At 67.6% G+C, this 20,317-nt stretch carries 16 protein-coding genes and 1 tRNA gene; 9 read left to right on the top strand and 8 right to left on the bottom strand.

The features are described 5' to 3' along the window. Positions 1–73 precede the first annotated feature (73 nt). Complete coding sequence (locus tag AB7P10_RS00925) at positions 74–379, bottom strand: H-NS family nucleoid-associated regulatory protein (RefSeq protein ID WP_428291953.1); 306 nt, start codon at positions 377–379, stop codon at positions 74–76. 64 nt (positions 380–443) lie between these two features. Beyond that, positions 444–1,433, bottom strand: a complete 990-nt coding sequence (locus AB7P10_RS00920; protein ID WP_428291952.1) for an RluA family pseudouridine synthase — start codon at positions 1,431–1,433, stop codon at positions 444–446. A 590-nt stretch (positions 1,434–2,023) separates the two neighbouring features. On the opposite strand from AB7P10_RS00920, the gene AB7P10_RS00915 reads away from it, so the two are divergent. Further along, positions 2,024–5,032: an Rne/Rng family ribonuclease gene (locus tag AB7P10_RS00915; RefSeq protein WP_428291951.1), complete on the top strand. Its 3,009-nt coding sequence runs from the start codon at positions 2,024–2,026 to the stop codon at positions 5,030–5,032. Between the two features lie 66 nt (positions 5,033–5,098). Here AB7P10_RS00915 and AB7P10_RS00910 read toward each other — a convergent pair whose 3' ends face one another. Genes AB7P10_RS00910 through hemC form a run of 4 tightly spaced genes read right to left on the bottom strand, consistent with a single transcriptional unit; the run spans position 5,099 to position 9,409 of the window. After that, a complete protein-coding gene (locus AB7P10_RS00910) occupies positions 5,099–6,394 on the bottom strand; it encodes a heme biosynthesis HemY N-terminal domain-containing protein (protein ID WP_428291950.1) in 1,296 nt (431 codons plus the stop codon). Then, complete coding sequence (locus AB7P10_RS00905; protein ID WP_428291949.1) at positions 6,394–7,578, bottom strand: uroporphyrinogen-III C-methyltransferase; 1,185 nt, start codon at positions 7,576–7,578, stop codon at positions 6,394–6,396. The genes AB7P10_RS00910 and AB7P10_RS00905 overlap by 1 nt, the downstream gene beginning before the upstream one ends. Further along, the gene (locus AB7P10_RS00900; RefSeq protein ID WP_428291948.1) at positions 7,575–8,444 is read right to left on the bottom strand and encodes a uroporphyrinogen-III synthase; all 870 of its coding nucleotides are present in this window, start codon (positions 8,442–8,444) and stop codon (positions 7,575–7,577) included. The genes AB7P10_RS00905 and AB7P10_RS00900 overlap by 4 nt, the downstream gene beginning before the upstream one ends. A 2-nt stretch (positions 8,445–8,446) precedes the next feature. Next, positions 8,447–9,409, bottom strand: a complete 963-nt coding sequence (gene hemC, locus AB7P10_RS00895) for a hydroxymethylbilane synthase (protein WP_428291947.1) — start codon at positions 9,407–9,409, stop codon at positions 8,447–8,449. A gap of 142 nt (positions 9,410–9,551) precedes the next feature. Between hemC and ppc the strand changes: the two genes are divergently transcribed. From ppc to AB7P10_RS00860, 7 genes are all read left to right on the top strand, one after another. Further along, the gene (ppc, locus tag AB7P10_RS00890; protein ID WP_428291946.1) at positions 9,552–12,476 is read left to right on the top strand and encodes a phosphoenolpyruvate carboxylase; all 2,925 of its coding nucleotides are present in this window, start codon (positions 9,552–9,554) and stop codon (positions 12,474–12,476) included. A 52-nt stretch (positions 12,477–12,528) separates the two neighbouring features. Then, complete coding sequence (locus AB7P10_RS00885; protein ID WP_428291945.1) at positions 12,529–13,377, top strand: 3',5'-nucleoside bisphosphate phosphatase; 849 nt, start codon at positions 12,529–12,531, stop codon at positions 13,375–13,377. Continuing rightward, positions 13,377–14,285, top strand: coding sequence for a DMT family transporter (locus AB7P10_RS00880; RefSeq protein ID WP_428291944.1), 909 nt, complete (start codon positions 13,377–13,379; stop codon positions 14,283–14,285). Before AB7P10_RS00885 ends, AB7P10_RS00880 begins: the two co-directional genes overlap by 1 nt. 10 nt (positions 14,286–14,295) lie before the next feature. Continuing rightward, positions 14,296–14,931 (top strand): L-threonylcarbamoyladenylate synthase, encoded by a 636-nt coding sequence (locus AB7P10_RS00875; RefSeq protein ID WP_428291943.1) that lies wholly within the window; start codon positions 14,296–14,298, stop codon positions 14,929–14,931. A gap of 63 nt (positions 14,932–14,994) precedes the next feature. Further along, complete coding sequence (locus AB7P10_RS00870; protein WP_428291942.1) at positions 14,995–15,663, top strand: site-2 protease family protein; 669 nt, start codon at positions 14,995–14,997, stop codon at positions 15,661–15,663. A 10-nt stretch (positions 15,664–15,673) separates the two neighbouring features. Continuing rightward, the gene (locus tag AB7P10_RS00865) at positions 15,674–16,969 is read left to right on the top strand and encodes a tryptophan--tRNA ligase (protein WP_428291941.1); all 1,296 of its coding nucleotides are present in this window, start codon (positions 15,674–15,676) and stop codon (positions 16,967–16,969) included. A gap of 242 nt (positions 16,970–17,211) precedes the next feature. Next, a complete protein-coding gene (locus AB7P10_RS00860) occupies positions 17,212–17,805 on the top strand; it encodes a LuxR C-terminal-related transcriptional regulator (RefSeq protein ID WP_297655908.1) in 594 nt (197 codons plus the stop codon). A 37-nt stretch (positions 17,806–17,842) separates the two neighbouring features. Here AB7P10_RS00860 and AB7P10_RS00855 read toward each other — a convergent pair whose 3' ends face one another. After that, positions 17,843–19,276, bottom strand: a complete 1,434-nt coding sequence (locus AB7P10_RS00855; RefSeq protein WP_428291940.1) for a sensor histidine kinase — start codon at positions 19,274–19,276, stop codon at positions 17,843–17,845. A gap of 105 nt (positions 19,277–19,381) precedes the next feature. Here AB7P10_RS00855 and AB7P10_RS00850 point away from each other — a divergent pair. Beyond that, positions 19,382–19,472: transfer RNA gene (locus AB7P10_RS00850), tRNA-Ser, on the top strand. A 151-nt stretch (positions 19,473–19,623) separates the two neighbouring features. On the opposite strand, the gene AB7P10_RS00845 is transcribed toward AB7P10_RS00850, so the two are convergent. Beyond that, the gene (locus AB7P10_RS00845; RefSeq protein WP_428291939.1) at positions 19,624–20,304 is read right to left on the bottom strand and encodes a hypothetical protein; all 681 of its coding nucleotides are present in this window, start codon (positions 20,302–20,304) and stop codon (positions 19,624–19,626) included. Positions 20,305–20,317: the final 13 nt, after the last annotated feature.

The following is a 20,317-nucleotide window of genomic DNA, read 5'->3' as shown; positions in this document are numbered from 1 at the left end:
AAGCGGCGCTGCCCAGCGGCGCAAAGAAAAGGCCCGCCAGAGGCGGGCCTTGATGCAGACGCGCAAAGCGCGCTCAGATCAGGTAGCTGTCCAGGCTCTTGCCCGATGCCAGCACCGCGCGCACCCACTCGGGCTTGCGACCCGGGCCGCCGGCCCACAATTCGCCGTTGGGACCGCGGTATTTGGCCGGCGCGCTGGACTTGGATTTGCCCGCCTTCTTGCCACCAGATGCGCCACCCAGATCGGCCGGGGTAATGCCGAATTGCTTCATCTTGGCCTTGATGTCGGCAATCACGGAAGCGAGTTCGTCCTTGCGCGCCTGCTCCGCCTGGGCCATCAGATTCTGCGCTTGGGCCATGAGTTCGGAATAACTTGCCATGAATGAGTTCCTTATGAATATATGAACTCTCCGAAAGATCGGAGAGCTGCCAACGATGCGGGACTTATTCTAATCCCGGAAGGCTCCAGCGGCGCAGTTCATCAGGCAATTCGGTTTGCAGTTGCAGCGCGGATTTGGTGACAGGATGTGTCAATTGAAGGCGCCATGCATGCAGGAACATCCGTTTCAATCCCGCACGACTCAATTGGCGATTGAGTTCGAAATCGCCGTATTTGTCATCGCCCGCAATAGGATGGCCCGCGCTGGCCAGATGCACGCGAATCTGGTGGGTTCGGCCGGTCTTGATGGTGACCTCCAGCAGGGAGAAACCCTCGGGCGAACCCGTCAGCAGCGACGGCGGCGCGGCCAGGCGCTGAGCCACCTTCACCAGTGTCACGGAGCGCATGCCGTCGGGGTCGTCCTTGCCGGTCACCTTCACCCGGCGTTCGCCATCCGGCAACAGGTACTTGTGCAGGGGCTGGTCCAGCACCTTCAGGCGCGCCGGCCAGGCGCCTTTGACCAACGCCAGATAGGTTTTTCCGGTTTCGCGTTCGCGGAATTGGTCCTGCAGGGCTTTCAGGGCGCTTTTCTTCTTGGCGATCAGCAACAAGCCGCTGGTTTCTCGATCAAGGCGGTGCACCAATTCGAGAAAGCGGGCTTGCGGGCGGGCCTGCCGCATTTGCTCGATGACGCCAAAACTCACACCACTGCCACCATGCACCGCGACACCTGCAGGTTTGTCAATGGCGAGAAACGCTTCGTCCTCGAACAGGACGGGAAACTCGCGCGCCGGAGCCGGATGGGCGATCTTCTCTTCAATCCGTTCCGAAAGCCGGATCGGTGGAATCCGCAACACGTCGCCCGCGTCGACGCGGTCATCGGCGCTCACACGGCCCTTGTTGCGGCGCACCTCACCCGAACGGATGATGCGATAGATGTGGGATTTGGGCACGCCCTTGAGCGCGCGGATGAGGAAGTTGTCCAACCGCTGCCCCGCTGACTCTTCGTCAACCGTGATGTGTCGGACTTCCCCCGAAGACGGGTTGCTGGGCATGGCTGCGAATTAGGCCACCACGAAGGGCGGGGAGCTGACTATAATGCGCGACACCCATCGTGTGCCGTAAGTGATTGATTTGCCTTGAGTTTAGGGCCATCACCGAAGGCAGTCGGCGCAACTTGCAAGGCGAGGCGCCGCACGGGGGTTGGTTGCCACCCGCAGCACCCGGGTCTGGCGCCGATGGCCTGATGCATTTCCACGCGAATCCAGGCAAGGCGACAGGCCGGTTGACGCTTCGGGCGAATCCGCAGAAGCATAACGAACCCGAATACGGAATACCCCAATCGTCCAGCCTGCAACACGTGGCTGGACGAGGACGAAGTGAAACCAGAGTGAGACACCCCGGATCCATGTCGACGACAGCCATCTGGCCCTTCCTGTTCACCCACCTCCACGCGCCTACGCCCTGACCTGGCGGCTCGACGCGGCACTCCGGTGTCCGCCTGTGCCTCACGCCTCCCCGAACCGCGGGTCAACGGCTCTCCGGCAATTCCTTCCCCCGTTCGTGCTTTCCGCTGATTCACGGCAGGTTGGCGCCTGGGCCACTGGCCTTGGGCGTCCTTGTGTTTGAACGAAGGAAACGCATCATGAAGCGCATGCTGATCAATGCCACGCAGGCCGAAGAACGCCGCCTGGCCATCGTCGACGGGCAGAAACTGCTCGACTACGAAATCGAAATCGAAGGGCGCGAACAGCGCAAGGGCAACATCTACAAGGCGGTGGTGACACGCGTGGAACCCTCGCTGGAGGCCTGCTTCGTCGACTACGGCGAGGAGCGCCACGGCTTCCTGCCCTTCAAGGAAATCTCCCGCCAGTACTTCGCTGCTGGCGTGCCGGTCAACCAGGCCCGCATCAACGACGTGATCAAGGAAGGCCAGGAACTGATCGTCCAGGTCGAGAAGGAAGAACGCGGCAACAAGGGCGCGGCCCTCACCACCTTCATCAGCCTGGCCGGCCGCTACGTGGTGCTGATGCCCAACAACCCGCGCGGCGGTGGCGTGAGCCGCCGCATCGAGGGTGAGGACCGCCAGGAACTCAAGCAGGCGCTGGACCAGCTCGAGTACCCCAATGGCATGAGCATCATCGCGCGCACCGCCGGCATCGGCCGCGACGCCGCCGAACTGCAGTGGGACCTGAACTACCTGCTCAAGCTGTGGAATGCCATCGACGGCGCCGCGCAGGGCGGCAAGGGAGCCTACCTGATCTACCAGGAGTCGAGCCTGGTGATCCGCGCCATCCGCGACTACTTCAACAGCGACATCGGCGAGATCCTGATCGACACCGACGACATCTTCGAGCAGGCGCACCAATTCATGAGCCACGTGATGCCCGAGCACGGGCACCGCGTGAAGCGCTACCGCGACGACGCGCCACTTTTCTCGCGCTTCCAGATCGAGCACCAGATCGAGACCGCCTACAGCCGCATCGTGAACCTGCCCTCGGGTGGCGCCATCGTGATCGACCAGACCGAGGCGCTGGTGGCCGTGGACGTGAACTCCGCGCGCGCCATCAAGGGCGGCGACATCGAGGAAACCGCGACCCGCACCAACCTGGAAGCCGCCGACGAAGTGGCGCGCCAGGCGCGCTTGCGCGACCTGGGCGGACTGGTCGTGATCGACTTCATCGACATGGAAGAGTCGAAGAACCGCCGCGAGGTCGAGAACCGCCTGCGAGACGCGCTGCGCCAGGACCGCGCGCGGGTGCAGTTCGGCGCCATCAGCAAATTCGGCCTTCTCGAAATGAGCCGCCAGCGCCTCAAGCCGATGCTGAGCGAGGGCGCCTCCATCCCCTGCCCGCGCTGCGGCGGCTCCGGCCACATCCGTGACACCGAGAGCTCGGCGCTCCAGATCCTGCGCGTGATCCAGGAAGAGTCGCTCAAGGACAGCACGGCCGCCGTGCTGGTGCAGGTGCCTGTCGAAGTGGCCAGCTTCCTGCTCAACGAGAAACGCACCGAGATCACCAAGATCGAACTCAAGCAGCGCATCAACGTGCTGCTGGTGCCGAACAAGTCGCTCGACACGCCCAACTACAAACTCGAACGCCTCAAGCACGACGACCCGCGCCTGGACAACCTGGACGCGAGCTACAAGCTGGCCGACGAAGTGGACGACGTGGCCAGCTTCACGCGCCGCAGCCAGGAGCGCACCAACAAGCAGGAGCCGCTCATCAAGGGCGTGCTGCCCGATGGCCCGGCCCCCGTGGCTGCGCCACGCCCCGAAACGCCCGCTCCCGCGCTCGCGCCCGCCGCTGGCGCACCCGCAGCGGCCAGGCACGCGCCAGTGGCTCCGGCGCCCGCGCCGGCCGAGAAGGGCTTCTTCGGCTGGCTCAAGAGCCTGTTCTCCGCCGAGCCCGCGCCGGCCAAGCCGGCCAGCGAAGCCGCAGCCACACCTGCCGCGAAAACCGGCGCACGCGAAGACCGACCCGAGAGCGGCCGCCGAGACGGTGGCCGGGGTCGTGGTGGCCGCGGCGCCGATGGCCGCGGTTCGCGCGAGGGCCGCGAAGGTGGAGGCCGCAACGGCGGCCGGGGTGGCGAAGGCCGCTCCTCCGAGGCCCGGGCCGAAGGCGGCCGGGTGGAGGGCCGCGGCGAGGGCCGCAACGAACAGCGGGGTGAAGGTCGCCGTGGAGAAGGACGGGGCGAGCACAACCGCAACGAACAGCGCGGTGAGGGCCGCCAGGGCAACCGCCGCGACGGTGGCCGCCGCGATGCGGCCACCGCCACCGACAGCGTAGCCCTGCAGGGCTTGCCACTGGATGGGGTCCCGGGCGACGCACCCGAGGCCGCCGAAGGCCAGCAACGCCGGGAGCGCGAGCGTGATCGCCGCCCCCGTGGCGACAACCGCCGCCGCCAGACCGGCGCCGACGCAGCGGACGCACCACGCACCGACGCGGCCGATGCCGTGCAGACCTCCACCAGCGACGGTGAGCAGGCGCCGGATGCGCCTCGCGAGGGCGAAGCCGCAGGCGGCGCACCACGCCATGGCAACCGTGAGCGCCGCAGCCGCGACCGCTACGGTCGAGACCGCCGTGAGCGTGGCATGCGCGAAGACGAGGCAGGAAGCGATGCGCCGGCCTCCGCCGACGCTTCAAACGCCGACAGCACCGCGGCCCTGTCCGAGCCAGCCGAGACACAGGTCTACGAGGCGCCGGTGCGCAGCTATTTCACCGTGCCATCGGAACCCGCGGTGGATCTGGGCGAAGCCGCGCCACAGGCACCTGCTCCCGCCACGGCGCTGACCGAAGTCCCGGCCACCGCGCCGGAATTCGTCCCCGCACCTGCCGTGGCGCCTGCCCCGCGCGCGCCAGAGCGTGCGGCCGCCCCGGTAGCCACCGAACCGCCCCGCGGTCTGCCCAGGGTGCAGCCGTTCTCGCTGCCGGTCGATGAAATGAACCAGGTCGCGCAGGCCAGCGGTCTTGAATGGGTCAATTCGAACGCCGAGAAGGTCGCCCAGGCACAGGCCGCCATCGCTGCCGAGCCCAGGCCCATCCATGTACCGCGCGAGCCCAAGCCGCCCGTGGTGCTGGACGACGGGCCGCTGGTGCTGGTGGAGACGCGCAAGGACCTGAGCGACATGAAACTGCCGTTCGAGAACACCTGAACGCGGCTCTCACCGCAGGAGAGCAAGAGAAGCCGGTCGGATTCGACCGGCTTTTTCTTTGGGAGCTCAGTCCAGCAGCGCGGCCTGCTTCCACGCCGCGCGCGCCGCCGCGTCGTCCTCGCGCTCCTCGGCCAGCAAGGCCAGGGCGCGCCAGGTGCGGCGCAACAGCGCGGGATCGGACAGGCTGTGGCTGGCCATGCCCAGCAACTGTGCCGCCTTGCCCCAGAGCTGGCGCTGCATGCAGGCCTGCCCCGTCAGGTACTGCAGGTAGCCGTTCTGCGGCGACTGACGCTGCAGCTGTTCCAGCCGCGCCAGGCCTGCGGCGTCCATGCCGGCCAGGCCCGGCTCCAGCGCCAGCACCATCAGGCGCTGCTGCGCCGGCACCAGCGTCTCGTACTCCGCCCACAGCGGCTCCAGCCAGGTCCGCGCACGAGCGTGGCCGTCTTCGCGATCGGGCTCGCCGGCCACGAGCTGATTGGCACGCCGCGCGGCAGCCAGCGCCAGCTCGGGCATGGCGCGTTCGCTGGCATCCAGACTGCCCCAGAATGCGTCGAGTTGCGCGAGGTCGTGCGCTTCACGCAGGGCATCGAGCGCCAGGCCGCGCACGATGCTGCGCGAGGCGTCCGGCGAAAAGGCGCGGTGTTTGGCCAGCAGGCGTGCGGTCTCCAGGGCCTCCGCGGTTGCTCCGCCCAGGCGCGCGATGCGCAACCGCAGGCGCAGCGCCTGGATGCGGCGGCTGGCGCCCTGGGGCAACTCGGCCAGCCGCGCGCGCGCGGCGTCGGGATCGCGGTCCTCCACGGCCCAGTGCACGGCGCGCAGCAGCGCGCCTTCGTGCGCTTCGGGCACGCTGCTCGAGAGCTCGGGGCTCAGAGCGGCCTGCAGGTTCTCGTCACGCCGCTCGCGGTTCTGCAGGGACTGCGCAGCCTCCGCCAGCAGCAGGTGGGCCAGCAGCTGGAGCTGGTCGCGCCGGGGCCAGTGGCCTTTGGGCACGTTGCGCAACTGGTCCAGCGCCTGCTGAGCGGCCGATTGGGCGCGCACGAAACGGCCCGCAAGCTGGTGGGACAGCGCATCCATGACCGAGGCAACCACCGAGCGTTCGACCTGTTGGCTGCGCCAGCGCTTGGCCTGTGCCGGCAGCTCGCGCAGCACCGAGATGGCGCGCAGCGCCGCGTGCACCAGCACAAAGCCCGCGATCAGGCAGAAGGCAACGAAATTGAAGGACGCGTCGAAACGGTACGGTGGCCAGAACAGGGTGAGCGTGGCCTCGTTGTGTCCCACGAGCAGGGCCAGCGCCACCGCCAGAGCGGCCAGGCCCAGCAACCAGAACACACTGCGCATGGCACCACCGGATCTGCCTGCCATCAGCGCCCTCCCGCGGCGGCAGCCAGCGCCGTGAGGGTTTCGTCGGGGCGTGGGAGATCGTTGTCCACGAGGTCCTTGCGCAGCCGCGCCAGCGTCCCCTGCGCACCGCTCACGCGCGGCGCGGTGCTGTCGAAGTAGCGTGCCAGCGCGGCCTCCACGGCTGCCAGGTCAGCCTGGCTGGCCTGCAGGTGGCGGGCGAGCAGGCCCAGGCGGGCATTGAGCAGCCGCAGCTTGAGGTTCTCGCGCATGAACAGTGCCTGGTCGGGCGCGAGGAGCACGGCCTCGGGCCGGTCGATGCGGCTCACGCGCACGAGCTCGCGGCCGCTGCTCGACACATCGGCCCACAGGCGCGACCAGAACGCGTTCCAGTTGTTCGAGAAGCTCTCCCAGTTCAGGCTGACGCCTTCGTCGGTCTGCGGAGCCTTGTCGCCCACGTCCAGCGCGGGTTCCACCGGCTGCGCTGCAGCGCCTTCAGGTGCGGGTGCGGCGCGGGCGGCCCTGGCCTTGCCCGCAGGCGTGGCGGCAGCACGCTGACCGACCTGGTTCAGCAGCGGCCATTCGTCCACCTGCCGGGCCAGTTCATCCAGCTGCAGGACGAGTGCGGGTATGTCGGCAAGCGACGCCCCCTGAATGCGCCGGATGTCGCGCGCAATCGCGCGCTGCACCGGATTCAGGCGGGGTTGCGCGGCGCGCGCGATGCGCTGGTCGGCCGCCTGCAGCGCCGACACCAGGGGCTGCGCGCTGCCCGTGAGCTGCGCCTGCTGCTGTGCCAGGCGCAGTGCGGACTCGAGGTCCTGCACCAGGTTGTCGTCGCGCGAGCGCGACAGCGAGAGCATCAGTTCTTCCAGCTGGCTGCGCTGCAGGCTGACCTCGGACAGGCGCAGTTCCGCCACCGCCAGCCGCGCCTGCAGTTCCTGCGTCAGGGCCTCGGCCTGCGCGGCCAGTGTGCGCGCCTCCACCGCCTGGGCATTGGTGTCCTGGCTGCGGCGCGCCAGTTCCTGCTGGGTGAATCCCAGCTTCTGCCAGAGCAGGCCGGTCACCACGAGCGCGAGCACGGCAACGAGCAGGGCCAGCCAGGCCACCAGGCCCATGCCAGCGCGGCGCGCGTTCACGGGCGCCGGGGGCAGGGCAGGTGCAGGTGCTGGGGTCGTGAGAGGCGAGGGATCGGGGGTATCTGCGCTCATGGTCGGGTCCAGCCCGATTCTAGAGCCCGCACCACGTCAGACAGCGTGGGTCGGGTCTGCACCACGTGTGCAAAGCCGGCCCGTCGCGCGGCGTCGGCAATGCGCGGGTGCGTGACCAGCGCGCCCGCGCGTGCCCAATCCCGGGGAGGCTGCAAGGCCAGCAGTGGCAGCAGCGCTTCGGAACTGCTGAACAGCCAGGCGCTGTCGTCGCCGGTGGCGGCATCAACCCAGGCTTGCTCGGGCGCCGAGAGCACCGGCACCTGCCGCGCGTAGGCCACGCAGCCCTGCACCTGGGCGCCCGCGGCCACGCATTGTTCGATCAGCCAGTTGCGGCCGTTGCCAGGCACGCCCGATGGATCGGCGGGTGGCAACCCCAGGGAAGAAGCACCGCGCACGATCAGCACCACGCGGCCAGGCCCCACCTGCGAGCGCACCTTGGGCCAGAGGTGCTCGGAATCGAACTGCCCGGCGTCGTCGTCGGGCGCATCGATGTGCGAAGCGGGCAGACCCAGCGCCTCAAGGGCCCGTGCGAGCTGGCGCGCGGTGCCCGGACCGGGCGCCCAGAAGCGCGTGCTGCAGCGGGTCGCTGCTGTCACGTCCACGCCCTGGGCGAAGAAGTGCTGCACTGCCGCCGTGCTGACGAACAGGATGGCGTCGGCCTGCGCCCAGTGCCGGCGCCAGTGCTGCAGCGAGGCGAGGTCATCGGGCGAGTGGGGTTCGGTGATCTGTATCAGTGGCAGTGCGTGCGCGGGCCAGCCCTGTTCACGCAGGGCGTTCACCCAGATGGCCGCTTCGGGTGCTGGCCGCGTGACCACGAGCCGCTCCAGGCGGATGGCTCCGGCGGTCCTGGCGCCGCTGCCGCCCAAGATCAGGCCCCTGCGGCGGGTGGCGGCGGCACCGCGCCCGCCGCGCGCAACGCAGCGGCCACGCGCTGGCCGAGTGCCTCGGCCTGATCCAGGGTGGCCACAGGGGCGCTGCCGCTGGCGCGAACCACCGGCTGCACGCCCTCGGTGTCGCCCCAGGCGGCGTCAAGCGAGAGACCGCCCTCGGGCAGCCAGTCGGCGTACGCGGCGAGCGGCATGGAGCAACTGCCCCCCATGGCACGCGACACCGTGCGTTCGGCCGCCACCCGCATCCACGTGGGCTGGTGCACCAGAGGCGCCAGCGCGGCGATCAGGTCCGTGCGGTCCGCCCGCACCTCGATGCCGAGCGCGCCCTGGCCCGCCGCCGGCAAGGACTCGGTGGCATCGAACACGTGGCGGATGCGCGCATCCAGGCCCAGCCGCTTGAGCCCGGCGGCGGCGAGCACGATCGCGTGGTAACCGCCCTCGTCGAGCTTGCGCAAACGCGTGTCAAGGTTGCCGCGCAGGGGTTCGATGCGCACGTCGTCACGCCCGAGCCGATCCAGCGACTCGCGCAGCAGCACCTGGCGGCGCAGGCTGGAGGTACCGACCACCGCCTTCGCGGGCAGGTCGGCCAGGCCGGCGCAGTGCGTCGACACCCAGGCATCGCGCGGGTCCTCACGCTCCATCACGCAGGCGAGCGCAAACCCCGTGGGCAGATCCATCGGCACGTCTTTGAGCGAGTGCACGGCGATGTCGGCACGACCGTCTTGCAGCGCCAGTTCCAGCTCTTTCACGAACAGGCCCTTGCCGCCCACCTTGGAGAGGCTCCGGTCCAGGATCTGGTCGCCCAGGGTCGTCATGCCCAGCAGGGTGACGCGGTGGCCCAGGCCTTCGAGCAGCGCCTTGACATGTTCGGCCTGCCACAGGGCCAGCCGGCTTTCGCGCGTCGCGATGGTGATAGACAAGGGTGAGGGAGAAGGACGCATTCGGGGTCGGCGAGATGGGGCGCGAAGGGCCGCGCCGCGCGGTATGCCAGGTACCCGGCTGGTAACCTGGCAAAGCGCTCGGGATGCTAGCATGCCCCGCTTGCCCGCATCCCGCCGGCCTGCAGCACACCACCGCCCCGACATGAGCCGAAACCCTGTCCGATCCGCCACCGCATCCTCCCCATCGAAGAGCGCCGGACGGGCCGACAAGGACCAGCCTCTGATCGATGACATCCGGCTGCTTGGCCGCATCCTGGGTGATGTGATCCGCGAGCAGGAAGGCCGAGCCGCCTTCGAACTGATCGAACAGATCCGCCGCCTCTCGGTGGCATTCCGCCGCCACGCCGACCAGTCGGCCGACAAGGCGCTCAAGAAGCTCCTCAAGGGACTCAGCGGCGACCAGACGGTGAGCGTGATCCGCGCCTTCACCTACTTCAGCCACTTGGCCAACCTGGCCGAGGACCGGCACCACATCCGTCGCCGCGCGGTGCACGAGCGCGCAGGCGACCTGCAGGAAGGCAGCCTGGCACGCACGCTGGAGCGCCTGCGCGCGGCGGGCATCGCGCCGGCCGAGGTGGTTCGCACGCTGGCGTGCAGCCACATATCGCCGGTGCTCACCGCGCACCCGACCGAGGTGCAGCGCAAGAGCATCCTCGATGCCGAGCGCGCGATCGCGCGACTGCTCGCCGAACGCGACGACCCGCAGCGCCTGCCACGCGAGCGCGCCGACAACGAGGCCCAGATCCGCGCGCGCGTCACCCAGCTCTGGCAGACCCGCCTGCTGCGTTTCACCAAGCTCACCGTCGCCGACGAGATCGAGAACGCGCTGAGCTACTACGAAGCCACCTTCCTCACGCAGATCCCGCGCCTCTACCGCGAACTGGAGGAAGGCCTGGGCGACGCCGAAGGCGATGCCACCGTCGCGCCCTTTCTGCGCATGGGCCAGTGGATCGGCGGCGACCGCGATGGCAACCCCAACGTGACCGCGCCTACGCTCGAGCTGGCGCTGCACAGCCAGGCCGAGATGGTGCTGCGCCACCACCTCACGCAGCTGCACCACCTGGGCGCGGAGCTCTCGGTCTCGGCCATGCTGGCCCGCGTGAGCCCCGCCATGCAAGCGCTCGCGGAGCGTTCGCCCGACACCAACGCCCATCGCCAGGACGAGCCCTACCGGCGCGCCCTCACCGGCATGTACGCGCGCCTGGCGGCCACGCTCAAGGTGCTGACGGGTGGCGACGCGGCGCGCCACGCGGTGGCGCCGCAGGACCCCTACACCCATGCGGGGGAACTGCTCGACGACCTGCGCACCATCGAGGAATCGCTCAAGGCGCACCACGGCGCCGCGCTGGCGCGCGCGCGGCTGCAGCCGCTGATGCGCGCGGTGCAGGTGTTTGGTTTTCACCTCGCCACCGTCGACCTGCGGCAAAGCTCCGACAAACACGAGGAGGTAGTGGCCGAGTTGCTCGCTGTCGCGCGCATCGAGTCAGATTACTCGCGGCTCGACGAAGCCGGCAAGCAAGCCGTGCTGTTGCGCCAGCTCGACGATGCGCGCCCCTTGCGCGTGCCGGGCGCGGGCTACTCCGCGCACACGCAGGGGGAACTGGCCATCTTCGAGACGGCGCGCAGCGGACGCGCGCGTTTCGGCGCGCAGGCGATCCGCCACGCCATCATCAGCCACACCGAGACGGTGAGCGACCTGCTGGAAGTGCTGCTGCTGCAGAAGGAAACCGGCCTGATGCGCGGCACGCTGAACGACGACGCGGTATGCGACCTGATCGTGGTGCCCCTGTTCGAAACCATCGAGGACCTGCGCAATGCCGCGCCCATCATGCGCGACTACTACGCCCTGCCCGGTGTGCGGGCCATGGTCCAGCGCGGCGCCGCCGATGGCTACAGCGAGCAGGACATCATGCTGGGCTACTCCGACAGCAACAAGGACGGCGGCATCTTCACCAGCAACTGGGAGCTGTACCGCGCCGAGACCGCGCTGGTCAAACTTTTTGACGAGCTCAACGCCGAAGAAGGACGATTCGCCGCCGGGCCGCCCCAAGGCGAATCAGTCCCCTCGGGGGGCAGCGGACCTCGCGCAGCGGGGGAGCGTGGGGGCATACGCCTGCGAATGTTCCATGGCAGGGGCGGCACCGTCGGTCGCGGCGGCGGCCCGAGCTTCCAGGCCATCCTGGCGCAGCCCCCGGGCACGGTGCGCGGCCAGATCCGGCTGACCGAACAGGGCGAGGTGATCGGCTCCAAGTACGCCAACCCCGAGATCGGCCGGCGCAACCTGGAAACGCTGGTGGCGGCCACGCTGGAGGCCACGCTGCTGCAGGCCACACGCGCCGCACCCAAGGCCTTCCTGGCCGCGGCCGACGAGCTCTCGCGCGCGAGCATGGCCGCCTACCGCGCGCTGGTCTACGACACCCCGCGCTTCGCCGAGTACTTCTTTGCCGCCACGCCGATCCGCGAAATCGCCGAACTCAACATCGGTTCGCGTCCGGCTTCGCGCAAAGCCACGCAGAAGATCGAGGACCTGCGCGCCATCCCCTGGGGCTTCAGCTGGGGCCAGTGCCGCCTCACGCTGCCGGGCTGGTACGGCTTCGGTTCGGCCGTGCACACCTTCCTGCACCGCGACGGCCCCAGGGGCGTGGCCGCGCAGAAGGCCTTGCTGCAGAAGATGGTGAAGCAATGGCCGTTCTTCAGCACCCTGCTCTCCAACATGGACATGGTGCTGGCCAAGAGCGACCTGGCGCTCGCGTCGCGTTACGCCGAACTGGTGCCCGACAGGCGCCTGCGCAACCAGGTGTTCAAGGCCATCGAGGCCGAATGGCGGCGCACCGCCGACGCGCTGGCGCTGATCACCGGTGTGAAACAGCGCCTGGTGAACAACGCTGCGCTGCAGCGTTCGATCCGCCATCGCTTCCCGTACATCGACCCCTTGCACCACCTGCAGGTGGAGCTGGTGCGGCGCCACCGCGCGGGCGAGCAGCGGGCTGGCGCAGACGACCGCGTGAAACGCGGCATCCACATCTCGATCAACGGCATCGCGGCGGGCCTGAGAAACACCGGATAGCCGCACGCCGGCAAGGCAAGCCGCCCAAACCTACAATGACGCGGTGACCCCCATGATCAACGTCGACCTGCACTGCCACTCCGTCGTCTCGGATGGCACGCTCACGCCCGAGGCGCTTGCGCAGCGCGCCCGGAGCAACGGCGTGGAGCTCTGGGCCCTGACCGACCATGACGAGCTCGGCGGCCAGGACCGCGCCATCGCGGCCGCGCGCGACGCGGGGCTGCCCTACCTCACCGGCGTCGAGGTCTCGGTCACTTTCGCGGGCGTCACGGTGCACATCGTGGGCCTGGGCATGGACCACACCAACTCCACCCTGCTGGCGGGGCTGGCGGCCACGCGAGGCGGACGCGAGCAGCGCGCGCGCGAGATGAGCGATGACCTCGCACGCGTGGGCATTCCCGGCGTGTACGAAGGTGCGCTGAAGTTCGTCGGCAACCCGGATCTGATCTCGCGTTCGCATTTCGCGCGCTACCTGGTCGAGATCGGCGTGTGCAAGGACATCAGCGAGGTGTTTCGCAAGTACATCACCGAAGGCAAACCCGGCTTCGTGCCGCACCGCTGGGCCACGCTGGGTGATGCGGTGAGCTGGATCACGGGCGCTGGCGGCGTGGCGGTGGTGGCCCACCCGGGCCGCTACAAGTTCACCGCCACCGAGGAATACGCACTGTTCACCGAGTTCAAGGCCCATGGCGGCCAGGGCGTGGAGGTTATGACCGGTGCCCATGGCCAGGCCGACTACGTGAAATACGCGGGCTTCTGCCAGGAATTCGACCTGCTCGCCTCCCGCGGCAGCGATTTCCACAGCCCCGAGGAAAGCCACACCGACCTGGGCAGCCTGCCCTACCTGCCCGGCAGCGTCACGCCGGTGTGGGAGCTGCTGCAGCCGCGCATCCTTCTGTGATGGCGACCCCGGCGCACTACCAGCCCGCCCAGGCGGCACTGGGCATTGGATTCCTGGTGCTCGCCACAGCCTGCTTTGCCGTGCTCGACACCACGGTGAAGTACGTCGGCGCTTTCGTGCCGGTGCTCATGGCGGTCTGGTTCCGCTACGTGTTCCATGCCATCGTGGTCACGGCCGTCATGCTGCCCCTGCGCGGACGCAGTCTGGTGCGCACGGCGCACCCGCGCTTCCAGCTGCTGCGTGGCAGCCTGCTGCTGACGGTCAGCGCGCTGTCGTTCGTGGCCTTGCAGTACATGCCGGTGGGCGAGTTCACCGCCATCGTGATGATCACGCCGCTGGTGGTCACGCTGCTGGCCGCCCTGTTCCTGCGCGAGCGCGTCACCTGGCCGCGCTGGGTGCTGGTGGCCGGCGGCTTCACCGGTGCCCTGCTGGTGGTGCAACCCGGGGGCGATGTGATCGGCTGGGCCAGCCTGCTGCCGCTGGTGATGGTGTTCACCTATGCGTGGTTTCAGATTCTCACCAGCAAGATGGCACGCACCGAAGACCCGATGACCATGCATTTCTACACCGGCTGGGTCGGGGCCCTGCTGGCCAGCCTGGCTTTGCCGCTGGTCTGGCAGGCGATTCCCGACACCACCACCTTTGCGCTGTTGTGCCTGATCGGTCTCATGGGAACGATCGGCCATTTCCTGCTGATCCTGGCGTTCGCGCGCACGCAGGCCTCCACGCTCACCCCGTACCTGTATGGCCAGATCGGTTTTGCCATGTTCTGTGGCTGGCTGGTGTTCGGCCATGTCGCGGGGCAGCTCGAACTCATCGGCATCGTGCTGATCGTGCTGTGCGGCGCCACCGCCAGCTGGCTCACCGCGCGCGACCGGCGCCTGCCGGTGGAGCAGCCTGAAGCCTGACAATGGCGCCATGTCCCAGTTCTTCGAAGTCCACCCCGACAATCCGCAACCGAGGCTGTTGAAGCAGGCCGTGCAACTGCTCGAACGCGGCGGCGTGCTGGCCGTGCCCACCGATTCGAGCTACGCCCTGGTCTGCCACCTGGACGACAAGGCCGCTGCCGACCGCCTGCGGCGCATCCGCCAGGTGGACGACAACCACCACCTCACGCTGCTCTGCCGCGACCTGAGCGAGCTCGCGAGCTACGCAAAAGTGGACAACCGGCAATACCGCCTGCTCAAGCTCGCCACACCCGGCCCGTATACCTTCATCCTGGAGGCCAGCAAGGAAGTGCCGCGCCGCGTGAGCCACCCGTCGCGCAAGACCATCGGTCTGCGCGTGCCCGAACACCGCACGCTGCAAGCCCTGCTGGAGCAGCACGACGCACCGCTGCTGGCCACCACGCTGATCCTGCCCGATGAGACCGATCCGCTGAACGACGCGCACGACATCCGCGACCGCCTGGAACACGACCTGGCGGGCGTGATCGACGCCGGCGCCTGCGCGCTGGAACCCACCACCGTGATCGACCTCACCCCCATGGGCACGGGCGGCGAGCCCGAGGTGCTGCGCACCGGCCAGGGCGCGCTCGCCCGCCTGGGCCTCTGAGACCGGCAGGCGGCGCCCGCGCGCCGTCTGGGACAATACGCGTTTGCTTTCAGCGCCCGCCCCATGGACCTCGCCCAGATCGTTCAAACCGTCACCCTCTACGCCATCCCGGTGCTGTTCGCCATCACGCTGCACGAGGCGGCGCACGGCTACGCGGCGAAGCACTACGGCGACAACACCGCCGAGATGATGGGGCGCATCACGCTCAACCCGGTCAGGCACATCGACCCGCTGGGCACGATCGCGATGCCGCTGCTGCTGTATTTCGCCACCTCGGGAGCGTTCCTGTTTGGCTATGCCAAACCGGTGCCGGTGAATTTCGGCCGGCTGCGCAACCCCAAGCGCGACATGATCTGGGTGGCCCTGGCCGGCCCGGGCGCCAACCTGGTGCAGGCCATCGGATGGAGCGTACTGTTCTATGTGTTGCTCGCCAGCGGCGTCGAGGAGGAATTTTTTCTGAAGATGTGCCAGGCAGGCCTGCTGGTCAACCTCGTGATGTTCGCCTTCAACCTGTTTCCGCTGCCCCCGCTGGACGGCGGCCGCATTCTGGTCGGCCTGTTACCCTGGAAGCAGGCCGAACTGGTCTCGCGCGTGGAACCCTGGGGCTTCTTCATCGTCATGGCCCTGGTGATTTCCGGCGTGGTCGGCAACCTGTGGCTGCGCCCGCTCATGATGCTCACCGGCAGCGCCATCGAGGCGCTGCTCACCCCCATTCGCCTGCTGCTGCTCTGATCCCGTCCCCATGAAAACCCAACGCGTCCTTACCGGCATCACCACCTCGGGCACGCCCCACCTGGGCAACTACGTCGGCGCCATCCGCCCCACCGTGCGCGCCAGCCGCCTGGCCGAAGTGGAGAGCTTCTACTTCCTGGCCGACTACCACGCGCTCATCAAGGTGGGCGAGCCCGCGCGGGTGCAGCGCTCCACGCTGGAAATCGCCGCGACCTGGCTGGCCTGCGGGCTCGACCCCGAGCGCGTGACCTTCTACCGCCAGTCCGACATCCCCGAGATTCCCGAACTCACCTGGCTGCTCACCTGCGTCACGGGCAAGGGCGTGCTCAACCGCGCGCACGCCTACAAAGCCGCGGTGGACAAGAACAATGCCGCGGGGGAAGATCCGGACGCGGGCGTGACCGCCGGTCTCTTCATGTACCCCGTGCTGATGGCCGCCGACATCCTCATGTTCAACGCGCACCAGGTGCCCGTGGGGCGCGACCAGATCCAGCACATCGAGATGGCGCGCGACATGGCCGCCAGCTTCAACCACCTGTACGGCGAACACTTCACGCTGCCCGAGGCCGCGATCGAGGAGCATGTGGCCACCCTGCCGGGCCTGGACGGCCGCAAGATGAGCAAGAGCTACGACAACACCATCCCGCTGTTCGTGCCGCGCGAGCAGCTGCGCAAGCTCATCATGGGCATCCTGACCGACTCGCGCGCACCCGGTGAACCCAAGTCCACCGAAGGTTCGGCGCTGTTCCAGCTCTACCAGGCTTTCGCCTCGGCCGACGAAACCGCCGCGCTTGCCAAGGCCTACGCCGACGGCATCGCCTGGGGCGACGCCAAGCAGATGCTTTTCGAGCGCCTGGACCGCGAGATCGCGCCACTGCGCGAGGTGTACGACCAGCTCATCCAGGACCCGGCCCGCATCGAAAGAACCCTCAAGGCCGGCGCGGACAAGGCCCGTGCCATCGCCACGCCCTTCACGGCAAGGCTGCGCGAGGCGGTGGGCCTGCGCCGGCTTGACAGCACCGTGGCATCGGCAAGCGCCAAGGTCACCAAGGCTGTAGCGCCCGCCTTCAAGCAATACCGCGAAGAGGACGGGCTGTTCTACTTCAAGCTGGTCGATGCCAGCGGCGCGACGCTGCTGCAGAGCACCGGCTTTGCGTCGGGCAAGGCCGCCGCCCAGGCCATTGCGCTGTTGCAACAGCAGGGCCACGAGGCGCTCGCCGGCCTGCAGGCCCAATTGACGCAGCAAGGTGACCCCCGCGCACTGGAACAGGCGTTGCGGCACTTCGCTGCCAACGCCAAGGCCTGATGACCCCGCGCGTCAGGTCTCGGGCGTTTGAAGGACAATCGGGAACGACCGCTGCGGCGCGTGGACCACACACCCGTCGACAGCACCAGGGCTCATCCTGAACCCCTCCGTTCGAATACCCCAGGGCGTTCGGGCCGGAAAGTAAAAAGAACGACTGCTTCCATGTCCTGCCGGCTATCGCCAAACACGGACAATCTCTATATGCTGTCGCATTGAAACCAATTATTACCTGCACGCCAGACATGAGTATTTTTGTTATCGACGACCACCCGCTCATGCGCGAAGCCGTCGTCATGCTGCTTCGGCGCCTGCGCGCCTCCACGCAAGTGGTCGAACTCGAACGTCTGGCGGCGGTGAGCAAGGCGATTGCCGAGCATGGCGAACCTGAACTGGTGTGCCTGGACCTGAAGCTGCCCGACACCAACGGCGTATCGGGCGTGCGTGAAGTTCGGCAGATGCTGCCCGACACATCGCTCATCGTGCTGTCCGCATCCCCCTCCTCCGACTACGAAGACCTGGCGCGCGAAGCGGGCGCCGACGCCTACGTGGAGAAGTCGGCCGGTGCCGCCCAGATCGCCAAGGTGCTGCGCGAATTTCTCGCAGAGGAAGCCGAGGACGAGAACGCGCCCACCATTCCGGACAAACTCTCCAAGCGCCAGAAACAGCTGCTGGTGATGCTCGACCGTGGCCTGAGCAACCGCGACATTGCCGAGCAGCTGCAGATCAGCGAGCACACTGTCAAGGTGCATCTGTGGCGCCTGTTCCGCCGCCTCAACGTGAAGAGCCGCTCCCAGGCCAGCCACCTGGCGCGCACGGCCGGCCTGCTCGACCTCTGACGCGCGGGCGCTGCCCCTTCCGGAGCACGCCGCCCTTTCAAAAGCCCGAGTTATTCTCCAGCGACGTGGGTTGCGCCTGCAAAGGTTCGCGCTGGGTGAACTCCGGCAACATGACGCGAAACACACTGCCCTGATTGGCCACCGAGTTCAGGGCCAGCTGGTAACCCATCAGCGATGTGAGCTTGGAGACAATCGTCAGCCCCAGGCCCAGGCTGTCTTCCGTACCCTGGTGTTGCGACACGCGGAAGAATTCCTGGAAGATCGCCTGCTGGTGCTCGCGTGCGATTCCAACCCCCGTATCCCACACCTCGAACACCAGCATGTCCTCGCGGTGCCGCATCGCCAGCAGAACACCCCCCTGGTGCGTGTGCCGCAAGGCATTCGACACGAGGTTGCCCAGAATGCGGCGCAGCACCACCGGATCTGACCAGATCGTGGTGGGGCGGGCGTGGGTGCGCAGCCGCAGCGACTTGCCGATGGCCACCGGCTCGAACTGCATGGACAGATCGGCAAACAGCTTCTGCACGTCCACGTGCTGCAAACGCACCTTGTAGTTGCCAGCGTCGATGCGCGTGAGGTCGAACAGCGAGTCGAACAACTCGTTGATCGCGCGCGTGGACTGCAGGATGCGCGGAGAGATGTCGCGCGCCATTTCGGGCTCGGTGGCCAGCCAGTCCGCGTACAGGCTCAGCGCATGCACCGGCTGACGCAAGTCATGAGCGGCCGACGCCAGAAAACGGTTCTTCGTGGCCACCGCGCGCAGCGAAGCCCGTGTCTGCAAGGTCAGCGAATCGATCAGCTCCTGGTTGGAGAACTGCAGTTCGAAGCTGGCACGGTACACCTCGTGCAGGCGGCGGCCGGCCATGGTGAGCAGCCCCCAGAACACCAGCAGCAGCCCCATCAGCACCAGACTGATCTGAATCGCATCCGGCTGGTTCAGCTTGAGAAGCATGCCCCAGGCCAGGCCGACGAACACCGACAGGATCAGGGCATTGGCGTAGCGGCGAAACACCGGCAGGTAGGCACTGAACGAGGTGAGCGTGAGCAGGCCCTGCCCCAGCACCACGAGCCCGCACACGAACTGCGTGGCCTGCGACGACTGCTGATAGCTCAGGATCACCGGACCACCCCAGAGCAAGGCTATGAGGGTCCAGGACCACTGGTATCGCTGCATGAACGCCATGCGCTGCGGGCCCTCCAGACTGTCGTGGCGCAGACGGTAAATGCCGATGAGCCGGTAGCGCAGCACCAGAACGGCCAACATCAACACCGCCCAGACCGCCAGCGCGATGGTGTGGGTCTGCCCTGCCATGAAGTACACCAGCAACGGCAGCGTCGACATGGCGGCCAACAGCGACGGTCCCATGTTGTCCATCAGGACCCCAATGAGCTGCGAATTGACCCATTGATCGCGCACCTCAGGCGAGGCGGGTACATGCTGGTAGGTGGCGGGCTGGGTGTCGACGAGCATGAGGAACCAACGGGCAAACGGTGGCGCATTGTCTCACCAGCCCCGCGCCGCTCGTGGCCCGGAATTCGCCGCCAGCGTCCTGCTAGAATCGCAGGCTTCGGACACGGAGAGGTGGCAGAGTGGTCGAATGCGCGGGACTCGAAATCCCGTGTACGTTTTCAACGTACCGTGGGTTCGAATCCCACCCTCTCCGCCAGGAAACTGGCCGCTAAAAGCCCTTCTAGATCATCCATCTACGAGGGCTTTGTTTTTGGTGTTCCCCCCACGTTGTTCACCCCGCACGCGCAAGGGCCTCGGTCAAAAAATGGCGCACTGAATCGACCCGGGCCCAGTTGACACCGTCGAAACTATGGAGCTTCGTCTGGGGGTGGCTGAAGGGACACCCAAATGAACTCTGTTGTCAGCATCCGCTTGAGTTGGGCGGGTTCAGGCAAGGGCGGCTGCACGGGTGCTGGCTGCACAATCGGCGGTGACGGAGGGAGACTGGCCGGCTGTGCAGGACCCGTCGATGTGGTTATCACTCCAGCAAGGGTGATGGCAGTCGCGGCGCCATGGGCAAGCCGCTCCATGCGCAACATCCAGTCCTTCCAGTTCTTGGCTTGGGGCGGACCCGGCTGCATCTCCCGCAGACCCATGAGCCGGCTTCTTAGTTCGACAAGGCCCTCACGGGCAGCGCCCACCGTCCCCTCACTATTGCCGTGTATGGCCTTGAGCGCCCGGGCTTTCGCGCTCTCCACGAAGGTCTTCAGGGGTGGCGGCTCCCTCGCACCGAGCCGCAGTAGCAGATTTGGCAGGTGAGATGTGAGCGCCTCAATCACAGCCGCATCGTTCTCCGAATTGGAGGTGTGCTGGGCCAGCCCCTCCCAAAACTGGTTCTCTTCCAGCAAGGCACCAAGAGTGAAGATCGCCTCGTCCGCAGCCCTCGTCAGAGACGTCGGCAGCCCTTTCTCCTGTACCTCTTTCTCGTGCTGATACAGGAGCGCGGAAATGGCTCGGCCTCGCTCAAGGTAGTTGACGCGTCGCTGCATGAAGTACCCCTTG

The organism is Hydrogenophaga sp., assembly GCF_050182545.1.
Taxonomy (GTDB): domain Bacteria; phylum Pseudomonadota; class Gammaproteobacteria; order Burkholderiales; family Burkholderiaceae_C; genus Hydrogenophaga.
Note: the sequence above shows the minus strand (reverse complement) of the source record. Positions and strands in the feature narration are given on the sequence as shown.

Excerpts from the sequence above, each read along its gene's own strand:
- AB7P10_RS00925 (WP_428291953.1), bottom strand. The coding sequence starts at position 379 with ATGGCAAGTTATTCCGAACTCATGGCCCAAGCGCAGAATCTGATGGCC.
- AB7P10_RS00920 (WP_428291952.1), bottom strand. The coding sequence starts at position 1,433 with ATGCCCAGCAACCCGTCTTCGGGGGAAGTCCGACACATCACGGTTGAC.
- AB7P10_RS00915 (WP_428291951.1), top strand. The coding sequence starts at position 2,024 with ATGAAGCGCATGCTGATCAATGCCACGCAGGCCGAAGAACGCCGCCTG.
- AB7P10_RS00910 (WP_428291950.1), bottom strand. The coding sequence starts at position 6,394 with ATGGCAGGCAGATCCGGTGGTGCCATGCGCAGTGTGTTCTGGTTGCTG.
- AB7P10_RS00905 (WP_428291949.1), bottom strand. The coding sequence starts at position 7,578 with ATGAGCGCAGATACCCCCGATCCCTCGCCTCTCACGACCCCAGCACCT.
- hemC (WP_428291947.1), bottom strand. The coding sequence starts at position 9,409 with ATGCGTCCTTCTCCCTCACCCTTGTCTATCACCATCGCGACGCGCGAA.
- ppc (WP_428291946.1), top strand. The coding sequence starts at position 9,552 with ATGAGCCGAAACCCTGTCCGATCCGCCACCGCATCCTCCCCATCGAAG.
- AB7P10_RS00885 (WP_428291945.1), top strand. The coding sequence starts at position 12,529 with ATGATCAACGTCGACCTGCACTGCCACTCCGTCGTCTCGGATGGCACG.
- AB7P10_RS00880 (WP_428291944.1), top strand. The coding sequence starts at position 13,377 with ATGGCGACCCCGGCGCACTACCAGCCCGCCCAGGCGGCACTGGGCATT.
- AB7P10_RS00875 (WP_428291943.1), top strand. The coding sequence starts at position 14,296 with ATGTCCCAGTTCTTCGAAGTCCACCCCGACAATCCGCAACCGAGGCTG.
- AB7P10_RS00870 (WP_428291942.1), top strand. The coding sequence starts at position 14,995 with ATGGACCTCGCCCAGATCGTTCAAACCGTCACCCTCTACGCCATCCCG.
- AB7P10_RS00865 (WP_428291941.1), top strand. The coding sequence starts at position 15,674 with ATGAAAACCCAACGCGTCCTTACCGGCATCACCACCTCGGGCACGCCC.
- AB7P10_RS00860 (WP_297655908.1), top strand. The coding sequence starts at position 17,212 with ATGAGTATTTTTGTTATCGACGACCACCCGCTCATGCGCGAAGCCGTC.
- AB7P10_RS00855 (WP_428291940.1), bottom strand. The coding sequence starts at position 19,276 with ATGCTCGTCGACACCCAGCCCGCCACCTACCAGCATGTACCCGCCTCG.
- AB7P10_RS00845 (WP_428291939.1), bottom strand. The coding sequence starts at position 20,304 with ATGCAGCGACGCGTCAACTACCTTGAGCGAGGCCGAGCCATTTCCGCG.